The sequence below is a fragment of the Streptomyces sp. NPDC058052 genome (assembly GCF_042885515.1).
Lineage (GTDB): Bacteria > Actinomycetota > Actinomycetes > Streptomycetales > Streptomycetaceae > Streptomyces.
On record NZ_JBHVRX010000006.1, the window covers coordinates 36,739 to 60,177 of the forward strand.

19 protein-coding genes are annotated in these 23,439 nt (G+C 75.4%); 11 read left to right on the top strand and 8 right to left on the bottom strand.

The features are described from left to right. Positions 1-3: 3 nt before the first annotated feature. A complete protein-coding gene (locus tag ACFVU3_RS10800) occupies positions 4-480 on the bottom strand; it encodes a pyridoxamine 5'-phosphate oxidase family protein (protein ID WP_390065520.1) in 477 nt (158 codons plus the stop codon). A gap of 521 nt (positions 481-1,001) precedes the next feature. Here ACFVU3_RS10800 and ACFVU3_RS10805 point away from each other — a divergent pair. Continuing rightward, positions 1,002-1,727, top strand: coding sequence for a response regulator (locus tag ACFVU3_RS10805; RefSeq protein ID WP_390065521.1), 726 nt, complete (start codon positions 1,002-1,004; stop codon positions 1,725-1,727). A gap of 43 nt (positions 1,728-1,770) precedes the next feature. Here ACFVU3_RS10805 and ACFVU3_RS10810 read toward each other — a convergent pair whose 3' ends face one another. Continuing rightward, positions 1,771-3,375: a GAF domain-containing protein gene (locus tag ACFVU3_RS10810; RefSeq protein WP_390065746.1), complete on the bottom strand. Its 1,605-nt coding sequence runs from the start codon at positions 3,373-3,375 to the stop codon at positions 1,771-1,773. A gap of 343 nt (positions 3,376-3,718) precedes the next feature. On the opposite strand from ACFVU3_RS10810, the gene ACFVU3_RS10815 reads away from it, so the two are divergent. Both ACFVU3_RS10815 and ACFVU3_RS10820 read left to right on the top strand, forming a co-directional pair. Further along, positions 3,719-4,537, top strand: coding sequence for a hypothetical protein (locus tag ACFVU3_RS10815; protein WP_390065522.1), 819 nt, complete (start codon positions 3,719-3,721; stop codon positions 4,535-4,537). Positions 4,538-4,649: 112 nt separating this feature from the next. Continuing rightward, positions 4,650-5,453 carry an SDR family NAD(P)-dependent oxidoreductase gene (locus ACFVU3_RS10820; RefSeq protein WP_390065523.1) on the top strand — a complete coding sequence of 268 codons (804 nt, stop codon included), beginning with the start codon at positions 4,650-4,652 and terminating at the stop codon, positions 5,451-5,453. Positions 5,454-5,490: 37 nt separating this feature from the next. On the opposite strand, the gene ACFVU3_RS10825 is transcribed toward ACFVU3_RS10820, so the two are convergent. From ACFVU3_RS10825 to ACFVU3_RS10835, 3 genes are all read right to left on the bottom strand, one after another. Continuing rightward, complete coding sequence (locus tag ACFVU3_RS10825) at positions 5,491-5,829, bottom strand: thioredoxin family protein (RefSeq protein ID WP_390065524.1); 339 nt, start codon at positions 5,827-5,829, stop codon at positions 5,491-5,493. Next, positions 5,801-6,226: an ArsR/SmtB family transcription factor gene (locus tag ACFVU3_RS10830; RefSeq protein ID WP_390065525.1), complete on the bottom strand. Its 426-nt coding sequence runs from the start codon at positions 6,224-6,226 to the stop codon at positions 5,801-5,803. The genes ACFVU3_RS10825 and ACFVU3_RS10830 overlap by 29 nt, the downstream gene beginning before the upstream one ends. Before the next feature lie 191 nt (positions 6,227-6,417). Continuing rightward, complete coding sequence (locus ACFVU3_RS10835; RefSeq protein ID WP_390065526.1) at positions 6,418-6,792, bottom strand: hypothetical protein; 375 nt, start codon at positions 6,790-6,792, stop codon at positions 6,418-6,420. 214 nt (positions 6,793-7,006) lie between these two features. On the opposite strand from ACFVU3_RS10835, the gene ACFVU3_RS10840 reads away from it, so the two are divergent. From ACFVU3_RS10840 to ACFVU3_RS10850, 3 genes are all read left to right on the top strand, one after another. Further along, a complete protein-coding gene (locus ACFVU3_RS10840) occupies positions 7,007-7,675 on the top strand; it encodes a class I SAM-dependent DNA methyltransferase (RefSeq protein ID WP_390065527.1) in 669 nt (222 codons plus the stop codon). Between the two features lie 90 nt (positions 7,676-7,765). Beyond that, positions 7,766-8,503, top strand: coding sequence for a macro domain-containing protein (locus ACFVU3_RS10845; RefSeq protein WP_390065528.1), 738 nt, complete (start codon positions 7,766-7,768; stop codon positions 8,501-8,503). 130 nt (positions 8,504-8,633) lie between these two features. Continuing rightward, complete coding sequence (locus tag ACFVU3_RS10850; protein ID WP_390065529.1) at positions 8,634-10,286, top strand: ADP-ribosyltransferase domain-containing protein; 1,653 nt, start codon at positions 8,634-8,636, stop codon at positions 10,284-10,286. A 151-nt stretch (positions 10,287-10,437) separates the two neighbouring features. Here the strand turns inward: ACFVU3_RS10850 and ACFVU3_RS10855 are convergent, their stop codons facing one another. The 3 genes from ACFVU3_RS10855 to ACFVU3_RS10865 form a co-directional block, all read right to left on the bottom strand. Next, positions 10,438-13,359: an AAA family ATPase gene (locus tag ACFVU3_RS10855; protein WP_390065530.1), complete on the bottom strand. Its 2,922-nt coding sequence runs from the start codon at positions 13,357-13,359 to the stop codon at positions 10,438-10,440. Positions 13,360-13,535: 176 nt separating this feature from the next. Continuing rightward, a complete protein-coding gene (locus ACFVU3_RS10860; RefSeq protein ID WP_390065531.1) occupies positions 13,536-13,766 on the bottom strand; it encodes a hypothetical protein in 231 nt (76 codons plus the stop codon). A gap of 59 nt (positions 13,767-13,825) precedes the next feature. After that, positions 13,826-17,002: a type 2 lanthipeptide synthetase LanM family protein gene (locus ACFVU3_RS10865; protein WP_390065532.1), complete on the bottom strand. Its 3,177-nt coding sequence runs from the start codon at positions 17,000-17,002 to the stop codon at positions 13,826-13,828. A 307-nt stretch (positions 17,003-17,309) separates the two neighbouring features. Here ACFVU3_RS10865 and ACFVU3_RS10870 point away from each other — a divergent pair, with 307 nt between their 5' ends. From ACFVU3_RS10870 to ACFVU3_RS10890, 5 genes are all read left to right on the top strand, one after another. Next, on the top strand, positions 17,310-18,626 hold the full coding sequence (locus ACFVU3_RS10870; protein ID WP_390065533.1) for a helix-turn-helix domain-containing protein: 1,317 nt from the start codon (positions 17,310-17,312) through the stop codon (positions 18,624-18,626). A gap of 449 nt (positions 18,627-19,075) precedes the next feature. Continuing rightward, positions 19,076-19,552 (top strand): cobalamin B12-binding domain-containing protein, encoded by a 477-nt coding sequence (locus ACFVU3_RS10875; protein WP_390065534.1) that lies wholly within the window; start codon positions 19,076-19,078, stop codon positions 19,550-19,552. Next, complete coding sequence (locus ACFVU3_RS10880; RefSeq protein WP_390065535.1) at positions 19,549-21,078, top strand: methylaspartate mutase; 1,530 nt, start codon at positions 19,549-19,551, stop codon at positions 21,076-21,078. Before ACFVU3_RS10875 ends, ACFVU3_RS10880 begins: the two co-directional genes overlap by 4 nt. Before the next feature lie 6 nt (positions 21,079-21,084). After that, positions 21,085-22,077: an asparagine synthetase A gene (locus ACFVU3_RS10885; protein WP_390065536.1), complete on the top strand. Its 993-nt coding sequence runs from the start codon at positions 21,085-21,087 to the stop codon at positions 22,075-22,077. After that, positions 22,074-23,438, top strand: coding sequence for a glutamate synthase-related protein (locus ACFVU3_RS10890; protein ID WP_390065537.1), 1,365 nt, complete (start codon positions 22,074-22,076; stop codon positions 23,436-23,438). The genes ACFVU3_RS10885 and ACFVU3_RS10890 overlap by 4 nt, the downstream gene beginning before the upstream one ends. Position 23,439 lies beyond the last annotated feature (1 nt).

The following is a 23,439-nucleotide window of genomic DNA, read 5'->3' on the forward strand; positions in this document are numbered from 1 at the left end:
GGCTCAGTCCGCCGCGACGAGCCGGATGCCCGTGACCAGATCCGGCCGGATCCGGACCACCTGCTCCCGCGGCCGGTCGGTCCACGACCGCAGCACCGCCGCGTAACGGGCCGCCTCCTCCGGATCGGTGACCAGCCGGCAGTAACCGGTGACCACCACGCTCCACCCGAGCCGGCCGGCGGTGTCGATCTCGTCGGCCTCGTACGCCACGACGACCCCGCGCGTCCCCGCCTCCCGGGCCCGCCGGGCCAGCGCCGCCCCCTCGTCCGTACGGATCACCACGTCGCCTCCGTCGACGACGTGGTTGACGGGGCGGATCGCCGGAAGCGCCTGCTCGGTGAAGACGATCCGCCCGAGCGGCACCCCGGAGAGCAGCCGCAGCGCCTCCTCGGGGCCCAGCTCGACCGTCCGCCGGCGCGGCCCGGCCGGAGGGGCGCCCTCGCGGGCCTCGACGAGGACGGATGCGGCGTCGTCGCGCACGGTGCCTTCCCGGGAGTTCGATGGGGCGCGCCCCCCGGCGCGCGGCGGGCACGGGACCCGGTCGCCCCAGTACACGCCACCCGACCGCCCCGCGGAAGGGTCCTTCGGCCCCCGGGGGCCCGCGCCCACGAGGCCGTCCGGACCGGTCCGGACGGCCCGTGCCACGGAAGCCGCGGCCCGGGCGCGCCGACGCGGTCCGGGGGACGGCCGGACCGGGCGGGGAGATCGGCGCCCCGGGTCGCGGAGGCATTCGACCAAGGACCCGGCCGCCCTCATAGGGCCGTTCGACCCCCCGGGACCGGGGCCGAAGGACCCGGCGGCCCCGGTGCCATACTGGCGCTCGCCCGGGCCCGGCGATCATGGCCGTGGTCCGGCGCGCCCCAGGCTGCTTGCCCGCCGCACCCCCTGCCCAGGAGTCCTCCCGTGAAGCCCCCACCGCGTCGTCCCACCGCCCCGGCGGTCCACGAGCCGCGCCCGCGCACCGCCGCGGGCCGGGCCCACGCCGCACCGGCGGGGCCCGCATGCTGATGTCGCCGGTCCCCGTGCCCGGCGGCCCCACCGGCACCGCCCCCCTCCGGGTCTTCCTCCTCGACGACCACGAGGTCGTCCGCCGCGGCGTGCGGGACCTCCTGGAGGCCGAGCCGGACATCGTCGTCGTCGGCGAGGCCGCCGACGCCCGCGAGGCGCTCGCCCGCGTGCCCGCCGCGCGGCCCGACGTCGCCGTGCTCGACGTCCGGCTCGGCGGCGCCTCCGGCGGCGACCACGAGGGAGTCGCCGTCTGCCGCGAGCTGCGCACCGAACTCCCCGGCCTGGCCTGCCTGATGCTCACCTCGTTCGACGACGACGAGGCGCTCTTCGACGCCATCATGGCCGGGGCGGCCGGCTACGTCCTCAAGCAGATCGGCGGCTCGGACCTGGTCACCGCCGTCCGCACCGTCGCCACCGGCCAGTCCCTCCTCGACCCGAGGATGACGGAGCGCGTGATGGCCAGGATCCGCGGCACCGACGGCGGACCCCGCAGCGACGCGCCCGCCGAACTCGACCGGCTCACCCCGCGCGAACTGGAGATCCTCGACCTCATCGGCCTCGGCCTGACGAACCGGCAGATCGCCGAGCGGCTCTACCTCGCCGAGAAGACCGTCAAGAACCGCGTCTCGGCCATCCTCGGCAAGCTCGGCGTCGGCCGCCGCATCCAGGCCGCGATGATCGCCGAACGCTTCCGGGAACCCCACCACGACCAGCCCTGAGGCGGCCGGCCGGCCGCGCGCCGCGCCGCTCGCCGCTCCGCCGTCACGCGGTGGGCAGCGGCGCGCTCCACACGATCCTGGTGCCGCCCCCGGAAGGCGACTCCAGACGCAGCGACCCGGCGCACTGCTCCGCCCGCGAGCGCATGTTCAGGAGCCCGCCCGTCGGGACGGCCGCGCCCAGTCCCGTGCCGTCGTCCGTCACGGTCAGCACCAGCCGGTCGGCCGTGTCCGGCACGGACAGCGTCACCTCGGCCCGGCCGGCCCGGGCGTGCCGCGCCGCGTTGCTGAGGGCCTCCGCCGTGACCGCGAGCACGTGCTCCGCCAGCCCCTCCGGCACGCTCGTCTCCACCGGGCCGGTGATCCGCAGGGCCGGCGGGAAACCGAGGTGCTGCGCGGCCAGCTGCACGGTCTCGGCCATCCGCCGGCGCAGGGCCGTGCCGTTGGTCCGGTCGTCGGCCGGGGTCCGCAGCTGGAGGATGGTCGAGCGGATGATCTGGATCGTCGCGTCCAGGTCGTCGACCGCGCGCGTGACCCGCTCGACGGCCTCCGGCCGCTCGATGACCCGGGTCGCGCTCTGCAGCGTCATCCCGGTCGCGAACAATCGCTGGATCGCCAGGTCGTGCAGGTCCCGCGCGATCCGGTCGCGGTCGTGGAGCACCGCCAGCTCCTCGGACTGCGCCCGCCTGCGGGCGAGTTCGAGCGCGATCGCCGCCTGGTCGGCGAAGCCGCTGATCAGCTCGGTCTCGCTCGGGTCGAAGGCGGGCCGCCCCGCTCTCCGGCTGAGCCGCAGCGCACCGCACACGGCGTCGTCCACGGGCAGCGGAACCGCCACCACGGGCCCGTGCGCCGCCGCGCCCTCCGGGCCGCCGCCGTCCAGCGTCCGCGCCCGGGGATCGGTCCGGACGTCCGCGGTGACGACGGGGCCGCGGGTACGGGCCGCGAGGCCGGCCAGGGAGCCCGAGGCCGGGAGCCGCTCGCCCCGCACGCGCGCCGCCGCGTCGCCGTGCGCCACCCGCACCGTCAGGTCGCCGGCCGGCCCGGACGGCAGCAGCACGGCGGCGAGATCGGCGTCCGCCACCTCCATCGCCCGCCGGGCGATCAGCCGCAGCACCTCGTCGGTGTCGGTGCCCGCGAGCAGCGCCCGGGTGATCTCGCCCAGCGCCTCCAGGCGGTGCTCCCGGCGACGGCTGTCGTGGTACAGGCGCGCGTTGTCGACCGCGACGCCCGCCGCCATCGACAACGCGGTGAGCACGGCCTCGTCGTCCGGGTCGAAGGCCCCGCCGCCCCGCTTCTCCGTGAGGTAGATGTTGCCGAAGACCTCGTCCCGGATCCGGATCGGCGCCCCCAGAAAGGTCCGCATCGGCGGGTGATGGTCCGGGAATCCGAAGCTGCTGGGGTGCCGGGTGAGGTCGTCCAGGCGCAGCGGCGCCGGGTTGCGGATCAGTTCGCCGAGGATGCCGTGGCCGCACGGAGCCGGGCCGATCCGGGCCACCAGCTCCTCGGCCATGCCGACGGGCAGGAACTGGGACAGCTTCCGCCGGTCGTCGATCACCCCGAGCGCCCCGTACTCGGCGCCGGTCAGGCCGACGGCCGCTTCGACGATGCTCCGCAGCACCTGCGGGAGTTCGAGGTCGCGGCCGAGCTCCATGACGGCCGTGAGCAGCGCCTGCGTCCGCTCGGGAACGTCGAGCCGCGGCCAGGCGGGCACGCCGGCCGGCCCGTCGTCGGGTACGGCCGCGCCGGCCGTCCCGTCCACCGCGGGGTCGGCTGTCTCGGGCATGTCGGCCGCCTGCTCTCGTCTCGTCCGGACGGGGCCGCACCGCGCCGCCCCCACCGCCCGCAGCGTACGCGACGTGCGGGAACGCCCCGAAAGGGCCGTTCGGCCCGGCCCCGCCCCACCCTCGGGGCCCGCGCGGCCGGTGTGCAGGCGAGGGCCGGCGGGACGAGAATGAGAACCGGGGACCCAGGACACCGTGCGAGGCAGGTGGATCATGGAACTCGTGGGAAAGTCGGACCCGCCGTTCGGGCGGCCGGGGGTCTACGGAGGAAATGACGGCGGGGGACCCGGCGTCGCGGGGGAGACGAACGGGCACGGGCCCGGGGTCTTCGGCCAGAGCGCTTCGGGCGTGGGCGTCGAAGGGAGGTCCAACTCCCGCAACGAGGCCGGTGTCCTGGGCTGGTTCAGCGACTGGTTCGAGAGCAACCCGGCGGTCGTCCCGGCCCTCAGCAGCGGCGTGCGCGGAGTCGTCGGCCTCCAGGAGGACGTGCCCACGGACGGGGAGGGCAGGAAACAGGCCGCCGGGGTCATCGGGGAGTCCGGGGCGGGAGGCGGATTCGGGTACGGGGTCCTGGGGATCGGCATCAGGGACGCGGGCGTCGCCGGCTTCAGCGAGAAGTCGACGGGCGTGGCCGGAAGGGCCAAGCGGGGCGCGGGTGTCGCGGGCACGAGCGAGGCGGCGTCCGGGGGAAGGTTCGAGGGCTTCGTCGGTGCGGAGTGTTCCGCCACCCGGCAGCGTGACGGCGAGACGGGCCCGGGACTGATCGCCGCCTCGCACGACCGCTGGGGCGGGGAGTTCAGCTCCGGGACGCGCGGTCAGATCAGGCTGGTGCCCCGGGACGTCGATTTCGGCCAGGGCGAGGACGGCGCTCCGTACCCCCTGCTGCCGCGGTTCGGGGTGCCGGGCGAGATCATCGCGGTGCGCCACCCGGACGACTCGTGCAGTCTCTGGCTGTGCGTCGAGCGGGCGAACGTCCTGGCGTGCACCTGGGCCAGGGTGGAGCTGGGCTCCGTCGTCAGCGGCGAGGTCTGAACGCCCGCCCGGACGCCGTGCCGCCCGCACCGGGGTCGCCCTCGGTGTGGGCGGCCGCGACCGCGTCGGCCCGTCGCTTCCCATGACGCACCGGCTCGGCGAGGCTGTGCGCATGGACGAGAGCGTGAAGCAGGGGGACGGACGGCCGCCGGTCGCGGTCGTGACGGGTGTGGCGCAGGGCATCGGCCGCAGGGTGGCCGAGGTCCTGGCGGGCGAGGGGTACGCCCTGGTCCTCGCCGATCTGCGGCGGCCGGACGAGACGCTGGCGGCGGTGCGGGACGCCGGCGCCGAGGCGATCGCCGTGGTGGGCGATGTCGCCTCGGACGCCTACGTGGCCGAGCTGACGGAGCGGGTGCGGGAGCGGTTCGGCCGGGTCGACGTCCTGGTCAACAACGCGGGCGTGTCCCTGCTCACCCCGGCCGAGGAGACCACCGCGGAGCAGTGGCGGCGGGTCCTGGAGGTGAACCTGACCGGCCCGTTCCTGCTGTCCAGGGCGCTGGGGAGGCTCATGCTGGACGCGGGCGGCGGCTCGATCGTCAACATCGCCTCGATCGCGGGACTCCACGCGGTCGCGGACCGGGCCGCGTACAACGCGAGCAAGCACGGTCTGATCGGTCTGACACGGACGCTCGCCGCGGAGTGGGGCGGTCGCGGGGTGCGGGTGAACGCGGTGTGCCCCGGGTGGGTCAAGACGGAGATGGACGCCGCCGACCAGGCGTCCGGCGGCTACACGGACTCCGACATCGTCGACCGGGTGCCGATGGCGCGGTTCGCCGCCCCCGACGACATCGCCCAGGCCGTCGCGTTCCTGGCCGACCCGGCCCGCGGCGGTTTCGTCAACGGCGTGGCGCTGCCGGTCGACGGCGGCTGGACGGCCGACGCGAGCTGGAACTCGGTCCGCCTGCGCAAGCGCTGAGCCACCACCGCCGGGGCGCCCCGGCGGACGCGGCCGGTCAGAGGTGCTCGTCGAGGAGTTTCCGCAGGGCGGCGACGGTCGGGGCGCCCGTGCCGTGGGCGACCGCCTCGCCCTCCTTCAGGAGGACGTGGGACGGGGCTCCGGTGATCCCGTAGCGCCTGGTCGCGTCCGGGCAGCGCGCGATGTCCGCGCGGACGACCGTCAGGCGGCCCGCGTACTCCTCGGCGACGGCTCCCACGACGAGGTCCGCCTCGCGGCAGGGCTCGATCGCCTTGGGCCACGTCCCGATGAAGTGCGCGAGCACGGGGACTCCGCTCATCCGGAGGATGAAATCGAACTCCGCGTCCTCACGGGGCTGGTGCACCCGCTTCGCCATGCACGCTCCTGACCTCGTGTTCCGTCGTTCCGTCCTCATCATCCCCCGCGCGGTGCGGAACGGCCGCCACGTCGGCGTGGCGGAGCTCCTCCAGGAGCTCGCTCTGGCCGACCAGCAGCTCGGTGAGGATGCGCCGGGCGGCCTTCAGGAGGTCCGCCACGTCGCCGCCGGCGAGGGCGTAGCTGACGGTCGAGCCGTCGCGGATGGAGATGACGATGCCCGACCGGCGCAGCACCGCGAGCTGCTGCGAGAGGTTGGACGGTTCGACCTCGATGTCCTTGAGGAGTTCGCGTACGGGGAGGGGGCCGTGCTGGAGCAGTTCCAGCACGCGGATCCGGACGGGGTGCCCGAGCATGCGGAAGAACTCCGCCTTGGCCTGGTACAGCGGCACCTGCATGCGACAACACTCCCCCCGGATCGACCTGCCCGGACGACGACGGTCCGACCTGCCGGATCCTTGATCCACAGATGGCGGTCATTCTCCCGTGTCCCGGCTCCCGCCCGCCCTCGACTGATCACTTTCTGATGTGTCGAGTTGAAGACTTCTTCAAGTGGAGGGCGTGCGGAGCCGGGGAACGGGACGAGGAACTACAGCTCCAGCTCCGCCTCGATGCGCTTGAGCTGGTGCCGGGCCATGGCCAGGTTGGCCCTGCCCTTGTCCAGGACTATGTACAGGAACAGCCCGTTGGCCCCGCGGCTCTTGATCAGCCGGATCAGGTGGTACTGCGTGTCGAGGGTGATCAGCATGTCCTCGATGCCGTCGTTGATGCCCAGCATCTCCATGGTCCGGATCTTCGCCCGGACCACGTCGGTGTTGCCGGCCGCCGCGACGGTCAGGTCGAGGTCCTTGCTCCCGCCCAGCGTCCCGAGCGCCATGCCGCTCGTGTAGTCGACCAGCGCGGCCCCCACACTGCCCTCGATCGAGGTCATCGCCTCTTTCAGAGACGTCTCCACACTCGCCATCTGTACGTGCTCCCTTGGTTCTCGACGGTCCCGGCGGGGCTTCGCGTCCGTGGCCGGCCGGGCGGTGATCACAGACGACCTCCACTAGACACCAAGTGCGCGGGGAACGGGGCGCTTTCGCCGGAAGACGATGCACCGGGCCGTGCGCGCCGGACGTGACACCCCACGCGGGCCTCCGTGTCCGCGGCCGGCCCCGTCGTCCTATCGTGTGCCGATGAACGCACACTCCATCGACCGCCCCGCCGACCTCGACGAGGTACGAGCGTCCTACGACCGGGTGGCCGACACCTACGCCCACATGATGCTGACGACGGGGATGGGCGACATCCGGGTCCACCCCTGGCTCAAGGCGTCGATCGACGCCTTCGCCGACAGCGTGGCAAGCAAAGGACCCGTCCTCGACGTGGGCTGCGGGCCCGGCACGGTGACCGGCTACCTCGCCGAGCGCGGCCTCGACGTCACCGGGGTGGACCTCTCGCCCCGGATGATCGAGAACGCCCGCCGGCTGTACCCGGAGTGCCGCTTCGAGGTCGCCTCCGCCACCGAACTCGCCCTCGGGGACGCCTCCCTCGGCGGGATCCTCGGATGGTGGTCGCTCTTCAACCTCCCCCGGGACGTCCTCCCCCAGGTCCTCGCCGCCTTCACCCGGGCGCTGGAGCCCGGCGGGCACTTCCTCACCGCCACCCACGTCGGCGACGGCGACCTGGTGCGCACCGAGGCGTACGGGGGAGTGCCCGTGCGGTGGACGACGCACCGGTGGCGCCCGGAGGAGCTCGTGGAGCTGGTCGAGCGTGCCGGGCTGCGTCCCGTGGCAGAGCTGCGGCTCCCGGCGGACGAGCAGACCGGGCCGGGCGTGGTCGTCATGGCCAGGAAGCCCGACTGAGCGTCAGACGGTTCTCCGCCGAGGTCCGTTGTCAGTGGGGCCCACTAGGTTCGGAGGTGTTGCAGGAGGACGTTCCGACAGGGGGCTTCGATGACGTATGACCAGGTGGGCACCGCGCTGCGGGTGGTACTGACGGACGTCAGCGCGGGGGTGGTGGAGGCGTGGCGCGCGGCCTTCGCCGACGTGCCCGGCATCGAGATCCGGCGGGGCTCGATCCTCGACGAGCAGGTGGACGCGTGGGTGACGCCGACCAACGCGGCCGGGCGGATGGACGGCGGCGTCGACGCGGCGATCAAGCGCCACCTGGGCGCCGGGATCCAGCTGCGGGTGCAGCGGGCGATCCGTGACCGGTTCGCCGGCGGCATGCCGGTCGGCAGCGCCGTGTGCGTCCCGTCGGGGGCGACCGTGCCGCGCTTCGTGATCTCCACGCCGACCATGGTCGGCTCCTCGCAGAACGTGAGCGAGACGCTCAACGTCGCGATGGCCTGCGCGGCCGCCTTCCAGGCCGTGCACCGGCAGAACCGGAAGGCTCCGGGCAGCATCCGGTCGGTGGCGCTCGTCGGGATGGGCGCGCGCACCGGCCGGGTCCCGGCCCGGGTGTGCGCCAATCTGATGTGGACCGGCTACACGCTCTTCCACGACCACTGGTTCGAGGACGACGACGAGCTGCGCGCCACCATCACCTCCCAGCTCGCCGGCATCGACCAGACGCCGCACACCACGCGGGTGCGGATCACGCCGCCCAAAGGGGCACCTGCCAAAGGAGCTTCTGCCAAAGGGGCACCTGCCGAAGGAGCACTCGCCAAAGGGCGTTCCCTCCACTCCTGAGCAGGCCCCACCGGCCGCCGGGCCCGCGCACTCCGCCGGCCCCGCGCACCCCGCCGGCGCCCCGCAGTCCGGGGACGCGACCGCCGGTGTCCCCGACCCCGCAGGCACGACCACCGGGAGTTCCCCCGCCATGAGCGACGCGACCACGCCCGCCACCCAGCCCGACCCGAACGACCCCCTCGCCCTCGCCGAGCTCTTCACCGGCGGTGGCGAGCCCTGGCTGCCGGTCCTGAAGCCCGTGATCGAGGCCCGGCCGGACGCGGAGCGGTTCATCGGACCGGGCCGCAGCCCGCAGGTCGTCCCGGTCCGGGAGCTCACCTTCCAGGCGCTCAAGCCCCATCCGGCGCACCGGTGGAAGGTCGTCGTCTTCGGGCAGAACCCGTACCCGCGGCCGGAGAGCGCCACCGGCATCGCGATGTTCGACAACACCTTCAACGACTGGAAGGACAGCCAGTTCGGACGGGTCGTCAGCATCCGCTGCCTCATCAAGGCGGCGGCGATGTGGAAGTACGGCATCGCCAAGAAGACCCCCATCGCCGACATCCGGGCCCTGCTGAAGGAACGGGACACGGTCCAGCCGCCCGAGTGGTTCCAGGCCATGCTCACCCAGGGCGTCCTCCTCCTCAACGCCTCGCTGACCGCCAGCGCCGACGGCGCGATGGCCACCGACCAGCACACCGGGTTCTGGCGGCCGGTCGCCGAGCGGATCGTCGAGGAGATCCTCCGCGCCAAGCAGGAGGCGGAGGACCCGGAGGACCGGGGTGTCGTCTTCGCCTGGTGGGGCGCGCACGCCCGCAGTCTGAAGAGGACCGTGCAGCGCCTGGAGAAGAAGTACCCGGGCGTCGAGGTCCGCCACCTCGACCACGCCAACCCGGCCGCCCAGGGAGACCTGTTCTGCGACGGCGACCACCTGGCCACGGTCAACGACGCCCTCATGTCCCTCGGCGCCGACGCGGTCGACTGGCTGCCGAGCAAGGGCTGGAACCAGCCCTCTCCGGGCAGCGGCACGGGCGCGGACGCCACGGCCGGCGACGGGGGCGGGGACGGTGACGTGGCCGCCCGGATGGGCGCCTTCATCGCCTCCACCATGGAGCTCCACCAGCTGTACCTGGAGCGGCTCACCAGCGTCCGCGACGAGGGCCACGTCCTGCCCCCGCTCACCGGCGTGTTCGACACCCCGCTGATGCCCTTCGAGGACGCCGTCGCCCCCGTCACCCAGGTGCTGAACGGCCTCGGGCGGCACATCGACCGCTCCCGCGAGTTCGGCAAGCGGCGCGCCGACGAACAGGCCGGCGCCGGTCTCTCGGCCGATGCCATCGCCGCGCTCTTCCTCTACACCTGCGAGTCCGGCTTCTACCGCACCATCAACGCCGTCCTCCGGTCCCCGGACCGCGACCGGGTCGTCCCCTACCTGCCCTACCTGCGGCTGCTCTTCGCCGCGGTGGAGTCGCTGCCGGCCCGCACCGAGCCGCTGTGGCGAGGCGTCGCCCTGGACCTGCGCCGCCAGTACCCCGTCGGAGAGACGGTCACCTGGTGGGGCGTCTCCTCCTGCACCTCCGAGCTGGGTGTCGCGCGCTCCTTCCTCGGCAGCCGGGGCAAGCGGACCCTGTTCGAGGTGACACCGGCCCGGGCGGTGGGCATCCGCAGCTTCTCCGCCTTCACCGGCGAGGAGGAGTACATCCTCGCCCCCGGCACCCAGCTGGAGGTCACCGACGTGAAGGCCGAACGCGGCGGTCTGTGCACGGTGAAGCTGCGGGAGGTGGAGACCCGGCTCGTCTCCTGACGGCCGGGACTCCTGACGGCCGGGACTCCTGACGGCCGGGACTCCCGGCGGCCGGGACTCCTGACGCCCGGACGGGGCCCCGCGGAGCCCGGTGGGGTTCCGCGGGGTCCGACGGCTACGGCGGATCGGGCCGCGGGGGCGGCGGCCGGCCTCAGCGGGGGGCGGCCACCGTCTCCGACGCGGACAGGTCGCACAGCGCCTCGCGGTCCGCGCGGGCGGTCTTCGTCAGCAGGGCCGCCACGTGCTTCTCGACCGTCCGGGGCGAGATGTAGAGGCGGCCCGCGATGGCCTTGTTGCTCAGGCGCTCCGCCAGGAGCTGGAAGACCTCGTACTCGCGGACCGTCACTCCCAGCGCCCGCAGCGGCGCCGGGATCCGGTCCGCCCCGCTGCGCCGCTGCCGGACGGAGACCCCCGACTGGCGCAGCAGGGCCCGGCACGCCCCCGCCACGTCCGGCACGGACGCGGCGTGGAAGTGCTCCTCGGCGCGGCGGAGCCAGGTCGCCGGATCGCCCCAGCCGTCCTCCAGCGCCGCCTCGGCCGTCAGCCGCAGGCCCAGATGGAGCGTGGTCGGGTAGGGGGCGGCCAGCAGCTCCGCCTCGGCGACGGCGGCCGCGGCCGCCGCCCCCTCGTCCGACCGGCCGAGCAGCACCGCGTGGGCCAGCAGGACGAACTGGCGGTTCCACCGCATCCGGCTCGCCGAGGTGGCCGCCGCCCGGTGGTACCGGTCCCAGCCGGCCTCCCCCGACAGCACGTCGAGGAGCAGCCGCAGCCCGTGCAGACCGCTGAGGTGGAACGTCGTCGGACTGTCCCGCTCCTGGACGCGCGCCCGGTCCAGCTCCCCGAGCGCCAGCGGCCGGTTCTCCTCCAGAAGGGCGCAGAACGCCCGGGCCAGGCCGATGCAGAGCGGCTCCTCCTGGGAGCCGGCCCCGTCCCAGGAGGTGAACTCGCGCAGGGCGCCCTGCATCGTGGCCCGGTCTCCCTGGTGCGCCGCCAGGGTCGCCCGGGTCATCAGCACGTACCGGACGACCGGTGCCAGCCGCAGCCGGGACGCCGTCGTCAGGAGCTCGTCGCCGAGGCGCGCGGCCTCCTCGAACCGGCCGACCAGCACCGCCTGGAGGACGAGGATGGCGTCGATCGAGTACGCGATGGTCACCGCGCCCAGCCGTAACGCCTCGTCGCGCGCCAGCTCCAGGGTCCTGGTCTCCCCGTCCGCCAGCCACTGGTTGCCGCCGATGCGCACCAGCGCGTAGGTGCGCGGTATCGGCATCCGGTGCTGCTCGGCGATCCGCCGGGCCCGCTCGAAGCACAGCTGGGCCTCGTGCAGATCGCGCTCCCGGGCCAGCACCCCCAGCAGCTCCCACGCCTGGCAGGCCACGGCCGGGAGCGGCCCGGCGTCGGCCGCCGAGACCGCGGCGCGCGCCAGCTTCTCGGCGGTCTCGGTGCGGTCCGGCCCCGGCGTGTCGAGGGCCAGATAGGCGGCCACCACGTCGACGGCGGCCGTCTGCGCCGGGTCCCGTACGGTCTCCAGGAGCGCCCGGGCCTCGGCGATCTGCGCGTTGCCGTCGGCCCAGCGGCCCGCCAGGTGGGCCACCTTGGCCAGCCGGGTGTGCAGCACGGCGAGCCGGCCGGCCTCCACCCCGGCGCCGACCAGTTCGTGCAGGCCCTCCGCGAGCTCGAAGGCGCGGTCGAACTCGCCGCTCTCGGCGAGCGCGGGCAGCAGGGACTCCAGCACCTCGGCCCGTGCCACCCAGTCCTGGCGCTTCGCCAGCAGGTCGTCGGCCCCCAGGAGCAGCGACACGCCCGAGCCCACGGCCCCGTCGGCCAGGGCGCGCCGGCCGGCCTCGGAGAAGAGGCGCGCCGCGCCCACCTGGTCGCCCGCGTCCCGGCGCAGCGCGGCGGCGAGCGGGCACCACTCGCCGGGCAGCCCGGGGTGGAGTTCCTCCACGACGTCGGCCGCCCGGCCGGACAGCTTCGCCCGGTCCGTGGGGGTGAGCTGGGCCAGCAGGGCCTCGGCGGTGAGCGGATGCCGGAACGCGTACCAGTCCGGCGCCGGTTCGTCGGGGACCACCAGCTGGGCGGCGACGCCCGCGTGGAGCAGCCCGAGCAACCCGTGGTCGTCGGTGCCGGACATCCGCTGGAGCACCGACAGCGGGAAACGGCGGCCGAGCACGGCCGCCGCCGACAGCAGCGACCTGCCCTGCGGCCCCAGCCGGTCGGTGCGGTGGGCGATGCCCCGGACCAGGGTGCTGGGCACCTCGGTGCGCAGCGGTCCGACCACTTCCCAGGCGTCGCCCCGGTGGACCACGGTCCCGTTGCCGATCATGCCGTGGAGCAGTTCCTCGACGACGAACGGGTTGCCCGCGCCGGTGTCCCACAGCCGGGTCACGAGCGCGCCGGGCACCTGCTCCGCCGCGCAGTCCAGGCAGGAGGCGACCATCCGGGCGACCTCGGACCGGTCCAGCGGCCCCAGGGCGAGCAGGACGCCGGAGCGCCGCTGGGTGACCGAGTGCGCCAGGTCCAGAGCGGCGCACTGCTCGGCGCGGGTGGTGGCGAGCAGGACCACCGGCAGGTGCTCCAGGTTGTCCACCAGGTACTCCAGGACCACCAGCGTCTCGGTGTCGGCGTCGTGCAGGTCCTCCAGGACCAGCAGCGCGCCGCGCTCCCGGGAGACCACGGAGAGCAGCCGCAGGACGGCCTCCGCGAGCACCACGAGCGAGCCGCCGTTCTGCGCCTCGCCCGCCCAGTCGGGGACCAGGCGTCCCAGCACCGGCCGGAAGGGGCCGAGTTCGGCCTCGTCCCACGGGTCGCCCCCGCGGAAGAGCGACATCAGGGCCTCGGTGAGCGGGCGGAACGGCACCATCGGCCCGATCGTGCTGCCCCGGCCGCGGAGCACCCGCATCCCGGCGGAGAACGCCTTGCCCGTCGCCTCGGCCGCCAGCCGTGATTTGCCGATGCCGCCGTCGCCGACCAGGAACACCGTGCTGCCGCGCCGCTCGCGAACGGAGTCGAGGGCGCGCTCCAACTGGGCGATTTCCGCGTCACGTCCGACGAGGAGGGGCGCTCGGGGATGCATGCCCGCGAATGTACCTGTTCACACGGGCGTTCAAGCGACGCTCTGTCAGGTCTCCGTCACGCCGCGAAAGGTTTGCGCCACCTCCGCCCCGGACCGCGCGCCCTGCCCCGCGGCACCACGGCGACGGCCGCCTCCGTGGGGGACGGAGGCGGCCGCGGGCGGTCCGGAGCGGAGCCTCAGAGGGGAAGGATCGGCACGCTCACCGTGGTGTCGATGTCGTGGAGGATCGCCACGAGGCCGGTGCCGAGGGCGAGGCCCGCGAGGGCCCGGGCGCGGGCCGTGGCCCGGTCGCGTCCGGAGAGCGTGATCCGCCCGGCCGGCTCCGCCGCGCCGGTGGACTCCGGGGCGTCGGCGGCCGTGGCGTCGAGCGCGGCGATGGTCTCACGGGAGGGCGTCTGCGGGTTCATGAAGGTCCTTTCGCGGGTGCGGTTCGAGGAAGGTGCGTGCCGTGCGGGGGAGGGCGGGGTCACCGCTCTCCGTCAGCGGGTTCGAGCAGCAGGACGGAAGGGACGGCGCCGGGGAAGCCCAGCCGCAGCAGGGCGTACCCGATGCCGGACAGTCCGGTGAGGAGTCCGGGCGAGGCCACCCCGTCCGGGGTGGCGCAGCCCGGCCCGTACCGGTCGAGCGCACCGAGCAGCAGCCCCGCCCGGTGGGTGAGCAGGCCGTCGGCCCCGGGAAGGCCCCGTTCGGCGGCCACGATCAGCGGCTCCAGCGTGCCGAGTTCGCCGTGACAGAGGCTGAAGTCGGCGGGCAGCGGCCGCTCTTCGGCGAGCCGGGTCCACAGCGCGCCGGGTACGCCGGCCGGTCCGGCCCCGGCCAGGCCGGCGAGGAGCGTTCCGGCGAGGCCCGAGCACCAGCCGAGGTCCGGCTCCGGTCCGGTGCCGTCCGGCACGGCGCCGAGCAGGGCCCGCCCGGCGGAGGCGTACGCGCCCTCCGGCGAGCCGCCGGACGCGTCGTGGCGGAGCAGGGCCCAGCCGGCCCCGGCCCGCCCCCGCAGGAATCCGTCCGAGAGGGCGCCGGCGGCCGGAAGGAGCCGGTCGGCGAAGTCCGCGGCGAGCGCGGCGGCCTCCGGCAGCCCGGACTCGCGGTGCACCGCGTGGAGCGCGGCCAGTCCTCCGGCGAGGCCGGTGGCCACGTCCGCCGGGGCGCCCGAGGGCTCGTCCGGTCGGGCCGAGTCGGCCAGCGCCCGCAGCGCGAGCGGCAGCGACGCGGCCAGGCGCTCGTCGTCGAGCAGGCCCGCCAGCCGTGCCAGCGCGTAACAGAGGCCGCCCAGGCCGTGGAAGCCGCCGGGACCGACCGCGCGGCTCAGCTCCGGGGAGCCGGCGAGCGCGCGGACCAGCCGCGGCAGCGGCCGTACCGCCCGCGCCGCCAGCTCCGTGTAGCGGCCGACGCCGGTCAGCCGCCCCAACTGGGCCAGGAACAGCGCCACTCCGGTGTAGCCGTCGGCGAGACCCGCCCCCATCGGGGACACCGTCCAATGGCTGCCGTCGACGAGTTCCAGACCGATCCAGTTGGCCCGGGAGCCGTCGTGGAGCGCGTGCCCCACGATCTCGTCGGCGATGCCGCACGCCGCCGTCAACAGCCGTCGCGGCTCAGGTACCGCGGCCGGCGCGGGCGGCAGGACCGGCGCGCCGGCGCGGTGCGCGACCCGGCGGGCCCTGCGGGTGGCCAGCGCGGCGGAGACCAGCCACTCCTGCCGGTGGCGGTCCACCTCGCCGAGCGCGGAGATCTTCTCCGCGGCGGCGGCCAGCCCCGGAGCGGCCAGCAGGTCCGGCAGCCGCACCCCCCGGGACGACCAGACGTCGGCGCCCCCGGGCCGGTGGACGAAGACCGGGACGTCACCGTCCCAGAGATCCGCGATCTCGTGCTCCACCAGCCGCAGGCGCACCGGGTCGCCCGCGGACTCCGCGTACAGCAGGGAGAAGAGCACGTCCCGGTCGACGGCGTCGCCGAGGACGTCGGGATGGGCCGACTCGTCCAGCAGCGTCGCGTACAGCCGGGTCGCCCGCCCCACCAGCCGGGCCGGCGCGGCGGCGAACGCGGCCAGCGGACCGTCCGGCGCGAGGAGTTCGGCGCGATGCGCCACCAAGGTGTCGTACGCCGCGCGGAATCCCGTCAGCAGCGCCGCCTCGTACGCGCCCGGATCCACCTCCCGCCCGTCCAGCGACGGCCGGTTGGGGCTCGCGGCGTACGGAACGCGCCGGCGCACCAGGTGCATCGTGTCCGTGCCGGCGTCCGCCCAGCCGGCGAGATCGGTGGGGGACAGGTCGGCCAGGCCGCCGCCGACGGCCGAGACGTCCAGGGCCCCGTGCTCCCCGATCAGCAACTGGGGGAGCAGACACGTCCGGTGGACGGAGGCGGCGAGGGCGACCGCCGCCGGATCGGGGCCCGCCGTGGCGGCCACCGGGACCGAGGGGTGCAGCAGCGTCTCCACGTCGACCGGCACCGGCTGGTCCCCGCACGCCACCAGGTTCTCGCAGTGCATGTCCACCCCGTCGACCGCGTACAGCAGTGCCAGGAGCGCGCCCTGCCGCCGGTAGAACCGGTCCACCTCGGCCACCGACCGGCAGGGCCGCCCGGTGATGAACTCCAGCCACCCGTACCCGTCCCGGCGCACCGTCCGCGCCGTGCGCGGACCGAGGCCGGGCAGCCGGGCGGCGAGCCAGGCCACCAGCCCGTCGAAGGAGGCGTGCTGGTCGAGCGGGCGCGGCTTGTACACCACCGTGCGGCCGTCGGCGAAGCGGAGCATCGCCACGGCGCGCCCCCGCTGGTGGGTGTCGCCGTGCCCGAGGTCCAGCACGGTCAGCGCGCCGGGATCGACGCCGCCGAGGAGGTCCGCCACGAGGGCGGACCGGTCGGCGGCGTACCGGCCCAGCAGCTCGGCCGCGGCGGCCGTGGCGTGCACGCACTCCGTGCCGAGCAGCCGCGCGAGGACCGGGTACCGGCCGAACAGCCCGGCCAGCGAGCGGCGTGCGCCGAGCTCCGCCGCGAAGCCGGCGAACCGCCGCTCGGGCGTGGACCCGGCCAGCCGTCCGGCGGCGCGGGCACGGTGCAGTTCGAGGACCAGGGTCCGCGCCGCCGTCGCCACCAGCCGCCGCCCGAGCCGCCGCTCGAACCGCTCCCGTACGGACTCCGCGTCGACGTCGCCGGCCGGGCCCGGCAGCGCCCGTACCCGCTCGGCCAGGGCGTCGCCCGCCGCCCGGGTCAGGGGAGCGAGGGCCTCCGCGAACGCCCGCTGCCACGCGTCCGCGCCGGCGTCCGGGTCCGACGGGCGGACCGGGTCCTGGCCGGCCGCCGATCCGTCCGCGCCGGGGACCGGGTGCGGCGGCGCCGAGGCCACGGCGCGCTCCACGAACTCCGCCCACACCGGGCGCTCCGCCCGGGCCGCCAGGCGCGCCGCCGGCTCCGCCACCAGCGCGGCGACCGTCGGCGCGTCGGCGCCGAGCGCGGCCAGCCGGGCCCGGAACGCCTCGTCCTGGCCCAGGTCGTTCACCCGGTCGGCGAGGCGCGCCGCCGCGGGCCCGGACGGCTCGGGGGCCGGCGCGCCGGGTGCCGCGAGCCGCTCCCGCAGATGGAGGGCGGGAGCCCACCATCCCGGGGCCAGGCCCGTCGCGGTGTCGTGTGTGGAGGTCGTGAGGGTCACGTGGACAACGGTGGCAGCGAGGGCACCGCCCCCACATGGGGGCAACGCCCCCATGTTTTGCTCCGCACCCCCCACCCACCCGCGCACGCCCGCCGCACCCCGATCGCCCGCCGCACCCCCCACACCCCTCCCGTCCCCCTCCCCGTGGGGTCGCCCCACCCGCCACCGGGCCGCCCGGGCCCACAGTCACGGCCGCTCCGGCACCCCCGGCGGGCCGCCGCCAAATCTGGGGGCGGCCGACCCATGCGGCGCCCGCCCACCCCTTCCGACCATGGGTGACACAACGGCCGACCGACGGAGGGGACCCATGACCACAGCCATCGACACGGACGAGTTCGGCGGGCTTCTGCGCGCCCATCGCCGGCACCGGGGCATGACGCAGCAGCAGATGGCCGACCTGGCCACCCTCAGCGTCCGCGCCATACGGGACCTGGAGAGCGGCCGCGCCCGGCGCCCCCGGCAGGAGACCGTACGACTCCTCGCCGACGTCCTGCGGCTCACCGGAACCGCCCGCGAGACGTTCCGCGCCGCGGCGTGCGAGCACCTCCCGGACGAGGACCTCCGGACCGCCGGAGCCGCGACCGCGACCCGGGACCTGCCCGTCCTGCACGGCCCCACCGTCGGCCGCGAGCACGAACTCCACTCCCTCGTCGAGCTGCTGACGGTGGACCGGCAGCGCCTGGTGAGCGTCGTCGGGCTCGGCGGCGTCGGCAAGACCCGGCTCGTACGGGAGGCCGCGGGCGTCCTGCGCGACGTGCACGGCTGGGACGTGCTCTGGGTCCCGGCCGCCGGCCGGTCGCCCGACCCGCGCGAACTGCGGCGGATCGAGCCGGCGACCGGGGCCGGAGACGGTCCCGGGGGCGACCTGCTGCTCGTCCTCGACGGCCTCGGCCACGGCGCCGACGGCACGGCCGTCCACCGTCTCCTCGAACGCCGGCCGGGCCTGCGCGTCGTCCTCACCGCGCCCGCCCCGTCCCGGATCGCCGGCGAACAGGTCATGCCGATCGCCCCGCTGCCGGTCCCCGGGCGCGCCCTCGACCACGATCCCGACGCGCTCGGCGAGTTCTCCGCCGTCCGGCTGTTCCTCTCCCACCTGCGACGCCTGCGGCCGTACGCCCCGCGCCCGGCCGCGACGGCCGCCGTCGCCGCGCTCTGCCGTGCCCTCGACGGCGTCCCCGGCGCCCTGGAGACCACGGCCGCCTGGGGACTCGTCCACTCACCGGAAGAACTGCTGCACTCCCTCGCCCGGGACCCCGAGTGTTTCTCGGCGTCCCCCGCCGTCTGGGGTCCCGGCCCCGTGAACGGCCCCGGAGCCGTCCGCCGCGGCCTCGCCGCGCTGGACGCGCCGCTGAGGGAGCGGCTCCCCGTCCTCGCCGCGCCGCCCGGCAGCTGGACCCTGGAGGAGGCGGCCCAGTTCACGGGCGCGTCCCTCGCCGACACCGCCGCCACCGTGTACGGCCTGCTGGTCCACGGCCTGATCCGCACCGCCGACGAGGACGGCCGCGACCGTTTCCGCGTCCTGCACCAGGTCCGGTCCGCCCTGGGGCCTTCCGCGCAATCCGGCGGGCAGGCGGTGCCCGGGGCGTGCGGGACGGCCCCGGAGGCCGTCCGCGCCGTCGCCTGACCCCGTCCGGGGCACGGCGTCCTTACTGCCGGACACCTGCCGCCCGTACTTCCGCCCTCGCCTCCGAGCGCGCCCTACGTTGGGCCTACGCCCCACGGCGGGCAATTCCCGGGAAATCCCTGGGAATTCCCCGGAACCCCGGGAGCGGCGTACGAACGAGCCGTGCGCGAGAAGAACGCCGGAAGGACGGCGCGCGAGAAGGGCGCCAGAAGTGCAGCGCACGCGGGAAAGGCGCGAGAAGCGTGCGAGAAACACACGAGAAACGCACGGGAAAAGTAAGAGGAAAGCGCGACGAACGCGCGAGAAACACGCGCGAGGAACCAACGGGAATCCCGTCCGGCACACGCCGGGAACGCGCCCCGCGGTCCCCTCTCCGGCACACCGTCCGGAGGGCGGCCGGCCGTCGCGGGCGCGAGGACGTCATCCGTCATGTCGAACGAAGGCAGGCTATGGAAGTGGGCAGCCCGGTCACCCCGGTACAGACCCCGATCGCGGCGTCACCGCCGGACTCCGGACTCAAGGTGATCGTCTCCAGTGTCGCGTCGGACGCGCACACCTGGAACCTCGTGTTCCTGCAACTGCTGCTGGAGGAACTGGGCCACCGGGTCGCGAACCTCGGGGCGTGCGTGCCCGACGAACTCCTGGTCGAGGAGTGCCGGCGTCACCGCCCCGACCTGGTGGTGATCAGCAGCGTCAACGGACACGGTGCCAACGACGGACGGCGGGTCGTCAGAGAACTGCGGGGCCATCCCGAGACCGCCGCCATCCCCGTCGTGATCGGCGGCAAGCTCGGCATCGGCGGCGCCGGCGACGGCGAGCACGCGAGCCTCCTCGACGCCGGCTTCGACGCCGTCTTCGACGACAGCACCGGGCTGGCCTCGTTCGGGTCCTTCCTGAGATCCCTCCCCGCGGGCGTGACCGCATGACCGCACCCGCACCCCCCGCGGGATCCACGGCCGCACCCCCCACCACCGCGAGCGCGGCCGGTCACGGAAGCCCCGCCGGCACCCCGGCCGCCCGCCCGGCGCCCCCGGGCTCCTTCGGCGCCTTCGTCGCCGCCGCCCGGCACGCCGGACGGCTCGTCGTCCAGCCCCGCATGGGCATGAGCGACCCGCGCGCGATGCGGGCCGGCCTCGCCGCCACCCGGGCCGCCGACGCCACCACCGTCGGCACCGTCACCCTCGACAGCTACACCCGCGTCGGCGACCAGACCGCCGCCCGGCGCGCGCTCGCCGACGGCGTCCCGCTCAACGGCTACCCCCTCGTCACCTACGACACCGCCGTCACCCGCTCCGTCCTCCACGGCATCCAGGACCACGCCTTCCCCGTGCAGGTGCGCCACGGCTCCGCCACCCCGCAGGACATCGTCACCGCGCTGCTCCTCGCCGGGCTCGACGCCACCGAAGGCGGCCCCGTCTCGTACTGCCTGCCCTACGGCCGCACTCCGCTGACCGTCTCCGTGGAGAACTGGGCGCGCAGCTGCGAACTCCTCGCCCGGGCACGCGACCACGGCGCCGAGCCCCACCTGGAGACCTTCGGCGGCTGCATGATGGGCCAGCTCTGCCCGCCGGGCCTGCTCGTGGCGCTCAGCGTCCTGGAGGCGCTCTTCTTCGCCCAGCACGGCCTGCGCAGCGTCTCCCTGAGCTACGCCCAGCAGACCGACCCGGCGCAGGACGAGGAGGCCCTCCACGCGCTGCGGCGGCTCGCGGAGGAGCTGCTGCCCGGCCTCGACTGGCACATCGTCGTCTACACGTACATGGGCGTGTACCCGCGCACCCCCGGCGGCGCCCGGCTCCTCCTGGAGGAGTCGGCCCGGCTGGCGGTCCGCACCGGCGCCGCCCGCCTCATCGTCAAGACCGCCGCCGAGGCCCACCGCATCCCGACCGTGCCGGAGAACGTCGCCGCCCTGGAGGCCGCGGCGCGTGCCGCCGAAGCGGAGACGGCGCGCCGGCTCCCGGCCGCCACGGGCCCGACGGCCCCCGGCCCCGCGGCCTGCCACCCGACGGCCCCCGGCCCCACGCCCCTCCGCGCGGCCGCCGGCGGACCGGCGCCCGGGCCCGTCGCCGACACCGGCATCCACGCCGAGGCGTCCGCCCTCGTCCAGGCCGTCCTGGAACTCTCCTCCGACCTCGGCCGCGCCCTGCCGCGGGCCTTCGCGCGGGGCTACCTCGACGTCCCCTTCTGCCTCCACCCCGACAACGCCCAGCGGAGCCGCAGCTACCTCGACACCGACGGGCGGCTGCGCTGGTCCGCCGTCGGGGGGATGCCGCTCGGCGGCGTCGTCGAGCTCGCCCGGGCACCCCGGCTGACCTCCGGCGGCCTCCTCACCGCCCTCCGCCACGTGGAACGGCGCGCCGACGCCGCCGCCCTCGACCCCTCGCCCGCCCACCGGCCCCTCGACGACGGGCACCGCCCGCCGGCCCGCGAGGCCCACTCCGAAGAAGGACGGTAGACACCCATGCCGCACACCACGGACCGCCTGCCCGACACCCCGGCACGGCACCTGACCGACCCGACGACCCGCGCCGTCATCCGCCTCCAGAACGGCGTCCTCACGGCCGCCCGCGGCTTCCTCCGCGCGCACGGCTTCACCGAGATGCTGCCGCCGATGATCGGCCCGGTCACCGACCCCGGCGTCCGCGGCTCCAAGCAGGTCGACGTCGACTACTACGGCCACCGCTACAAGCTCATGACCAGCGCCATCCTGTACAAGCAGGCGTCGCTGCTCGCCTTCGACAAGATCTTCTGCATCGCGCCCTGCGTCCGGCTCGAACCCCTGGAGACCGCGAACACCAGCCGTCACCTCGCCGAGTTCCACCAGATCGACGTCGAGGTCGCCGGCGCCTCCCGCGAGGAGATCACCCGGCTCGGCGAGGATCTCGTACGCCACATCGTCCGTGAGACCGTCACCCACCACGCCGAGGAGTTCGAGAGCCTCGGCCGCGACACCGGCGCCTTCACCGAACTGCTGGGCGAGCCCTTCGGCCACCGCACCCACGCCGAGGCCGTCGCCGAACTGCGCGCCCTGGGCCACGAGCAGAGCGCCGACGCCGAGATCGACTGGCACGGCGAGGCACTGCTCTCCTCGAAGTCCGCCCGCCCCTTCTTCGTCACCGACTACCCGAAGGGCTCGCGCGGCTTCTACGACCGCGAGAGCCGGGACGAGCCGGGCACCCTGCGCAACTTCGACATCCTCGCGCCCGAGGGCTACGGCGAACTGTGCAGCGGCAGCGAGCGGGAGTACGAGTACGCCCGCATCGTCGCCCGGATGCGGGAGACGGGCGAGAACCCCGCCAAGTACGGCTGGTACCTGGAGATGGTCCGCGACGGCATCCCCGACAGCGCCGGATTCGGCATCGGCCTGGAGCGTTTCACCCGCTACCTCGCGGGCCTCGACGCCGTCTGGCAGGCCAGCGCCTACCCGAAGGTGCCGGGAGTGGTCGCCCCGTGAACCCGCGCCCCGCCCCGGCCGCCCCGCACGACTCCGGCCCGCCCGCCCCGCACGACTCCGGCCTGCGCGCCGACGGCTTCCCCGCCGACGCCGTGCGCGACCGGGCCCGCCACGGCACCGCCGCCCTCTTCCCGCCCGGCGAGGCGTACGGCCGGACCCTGTTCGGTGCCGCCCGCCCGCCCGCGCACCCCGCCGGCGCCGACCTCCTGGACGGACTCCGCCTGGTGCCGCCGGTCTTCATGCCGCGGCGCCTGGAGAAGCTCATCGACCTCGCCCGCGAGCCGATGCACCACGACGTGGAGCTCACCACCACCATCGGAGCCCTCGGCTCCCCGCTGCCCGCCTACCTCTCCGCCTTCGGATCCACCCAGGTGGCCAGCGCCGACCTCGGCACCGCCGCCAGCCGGCAGGCCGGCCGGCTCGGCATCCCCATGGTCATCGGCGAGAACGTCATCCCCGTCAACGGCTACGGCCGGCTCGGCACCCCGCCGTCCGGCGACACCGGCCGGTCCCTGCTCGGCCGCATCCACGCCTACCTCGACGAACTGCCCGACGGCACCGGGGGCGTCGCCGTCCAGCAGAGCACCGAGGACGCCGACGCCGAGGTGTGGAACCTCGTCTACAGCGACCCCTCCGCCCGGCCCCTCCTCGACTCCGGCCGGCTCGCCTTCGAACTGAAGGTGGGCCAGGGCGCCAAGCCGGGACTCGGCGGCATGACCGTCCTGGACCACGCCGCCGCCGCCCGTGTCGCCGGGCAGTACGCCGTGGACGACGTCCTCGGCGGCGACGGGCGCGTCCTGCGGTGCAGCAGCCCCGGCACCTTCACCGAGGAGATCCTGCGCCAGCAGATCCGCCTGATGCGCAACAACTTCCCCCGCGCCCGGGTGTGGGTGAAGCTCCACCCCGGCCGGGACGTCCGTGAGGCCGCCGGCGTCGCCTGGGCGGCCGGCGCCGACGCGGTCACCGTCGACGGAGCGGAGGGCGGCACCGGCTGGGCCCCCCTCGGCTTCCTCGACGGGGTCGGCCTGCCGCTGGGCGAGTGCCTGCGCCGCATCGGCCCGCCCGCCGGAGCCCTCCTCGTCTCCGGACGCATGTGGGAGGGGACCCGCGCGGCCAAGGCCCTCGCGCTCGGCGCCACCGCCGTCGGCCTCGGACGCGCCGCGCTCCTCGCCGTCGAGGAGGACCCGGAAGAGGGCCTCGTCCGGCTGGTGGAGGCCCTCGCCCTGGAACTGCGCCTGCTGATCAGCGCGGTGGGCAAGTACCGGGCGGACGCCCTCGCCCACGAGGACGTGTGGGCCGCCGGGACCGGGTCCGGGACCCCGGCCGCGCCGCTCGCCGCACCGCTGGGCACCCAGCCGTGAG

Coding starts and splice junctions, on each gene's coding strand:
- ACFVU3_RS10805 (WP_390065521.1), top strand. CDS start 1,002: ATGCTGATGTCGCCGGTCCCCGTGCCCGGCGGCCCCACCGGCACCGCC.
- ACFVU3_RS10810 (WP_390065746.1), bottom strand. CDS start 3,375: ATGGAGCTCGGCCGCGACCTCGAACTCCCGCAGGTGCTGCGGAGCATC.
- ACFVU3_RS10815 (WP_390065522.1), top strand. CDS start 3,719: ATGGAACTCGTGGGAAAGTCGGACCCGCCGTTCGGGCGGCCGGGGGTC.
- ACFVU3_RS10820 (WP_390065523.1), top strand. CDS start 4,650: ATGGACGAGAGCGTGAAGCAGGGGGACGGACGGCCGCCGGTCGCGGTC.
- ACFVU3_RS10825 (WP_390065524.1), bottom strand. CDS start 5,829: ATGGCGAAGCGGGTGCACCAGCCCCGTGAGGACGCGGAGTTCGATTTC.
- ACFVU3_RS10830 (WP_390065525.1), bottom strand. CDS start 6,226: ATGCAGGTGCCGCTGTACCAGGCCAAGGCGGAGTTCTTCCGCATGCTC.
- ACFVU3_RS10835 (WP_390065526.1), bottom strand. CDS start 6,792: ATGGCGAGTGTGGAGACGTCTCTGAAAGAGGCGATGACCTCGATCGAG.
- ACFVU3_RS10840 (WP_390065527.1), top strand. CDS start 7,007: ATGAACGCACACTCCATCGACCGCCCCGCCGACCTCGACGAGGTACGA.
- ACFVU3_RS10845 (WP_390065528.1), top strand. CDS start 7,766: ATGACGTATGACCAGGTGGGCACCGCGCTGCGGGTGGTACTGACGGAC.
- ACFVU3_RS10850 (WP_390065529.1), top strand. CDS start 8,634: ATGAGCGACGCGACCACGCCCGCCACCCAGCCCGACCCGAACGACCCC.
- ACFVU3_RS10855 (WP_390065530.1), bottom strand. CDS start 13,359: ATGCATCCCCGAGCGCCCCTCCTCGTCGGACGTGACGCGGAAATCGCC.
- ACFVU3_RS10860 (WP_390065531.1), bottom strand. CDS start 13,766: ATGAACCCGCAGACGCCCTCCCGTGAGACCATCGCCGCGCTCGACGCC.
- ACFVU3_RS10870 (WP_390065533.1), top strand. CDS start 17,310: ATGACCACAGCCATCGACACGGACGAGTTCGGCGGGCTTCTGCGCGCC.
- ACFVU3_RS10875 (WP_390065534.1), top strand. CDS start 19,076: ATGGAAGTGGGCAGCCCGGTCACCCCGGTACAGACCCCGATCGCGGCG.
- ACFVU3_RS10880 (WP_390065535.1), top strand. CDS start 19,549: ATGACCGCACCCGCACCCCCCGCGGGATCCACGGCCGCACCCCCCACC.
- ACFVU3_RS10885 (WP_390065536.1), top strand. CDS start 21,085: ATGCCGCACACCACGGACCGCCTGCCCGACACCCCGGCACGGCACCTG.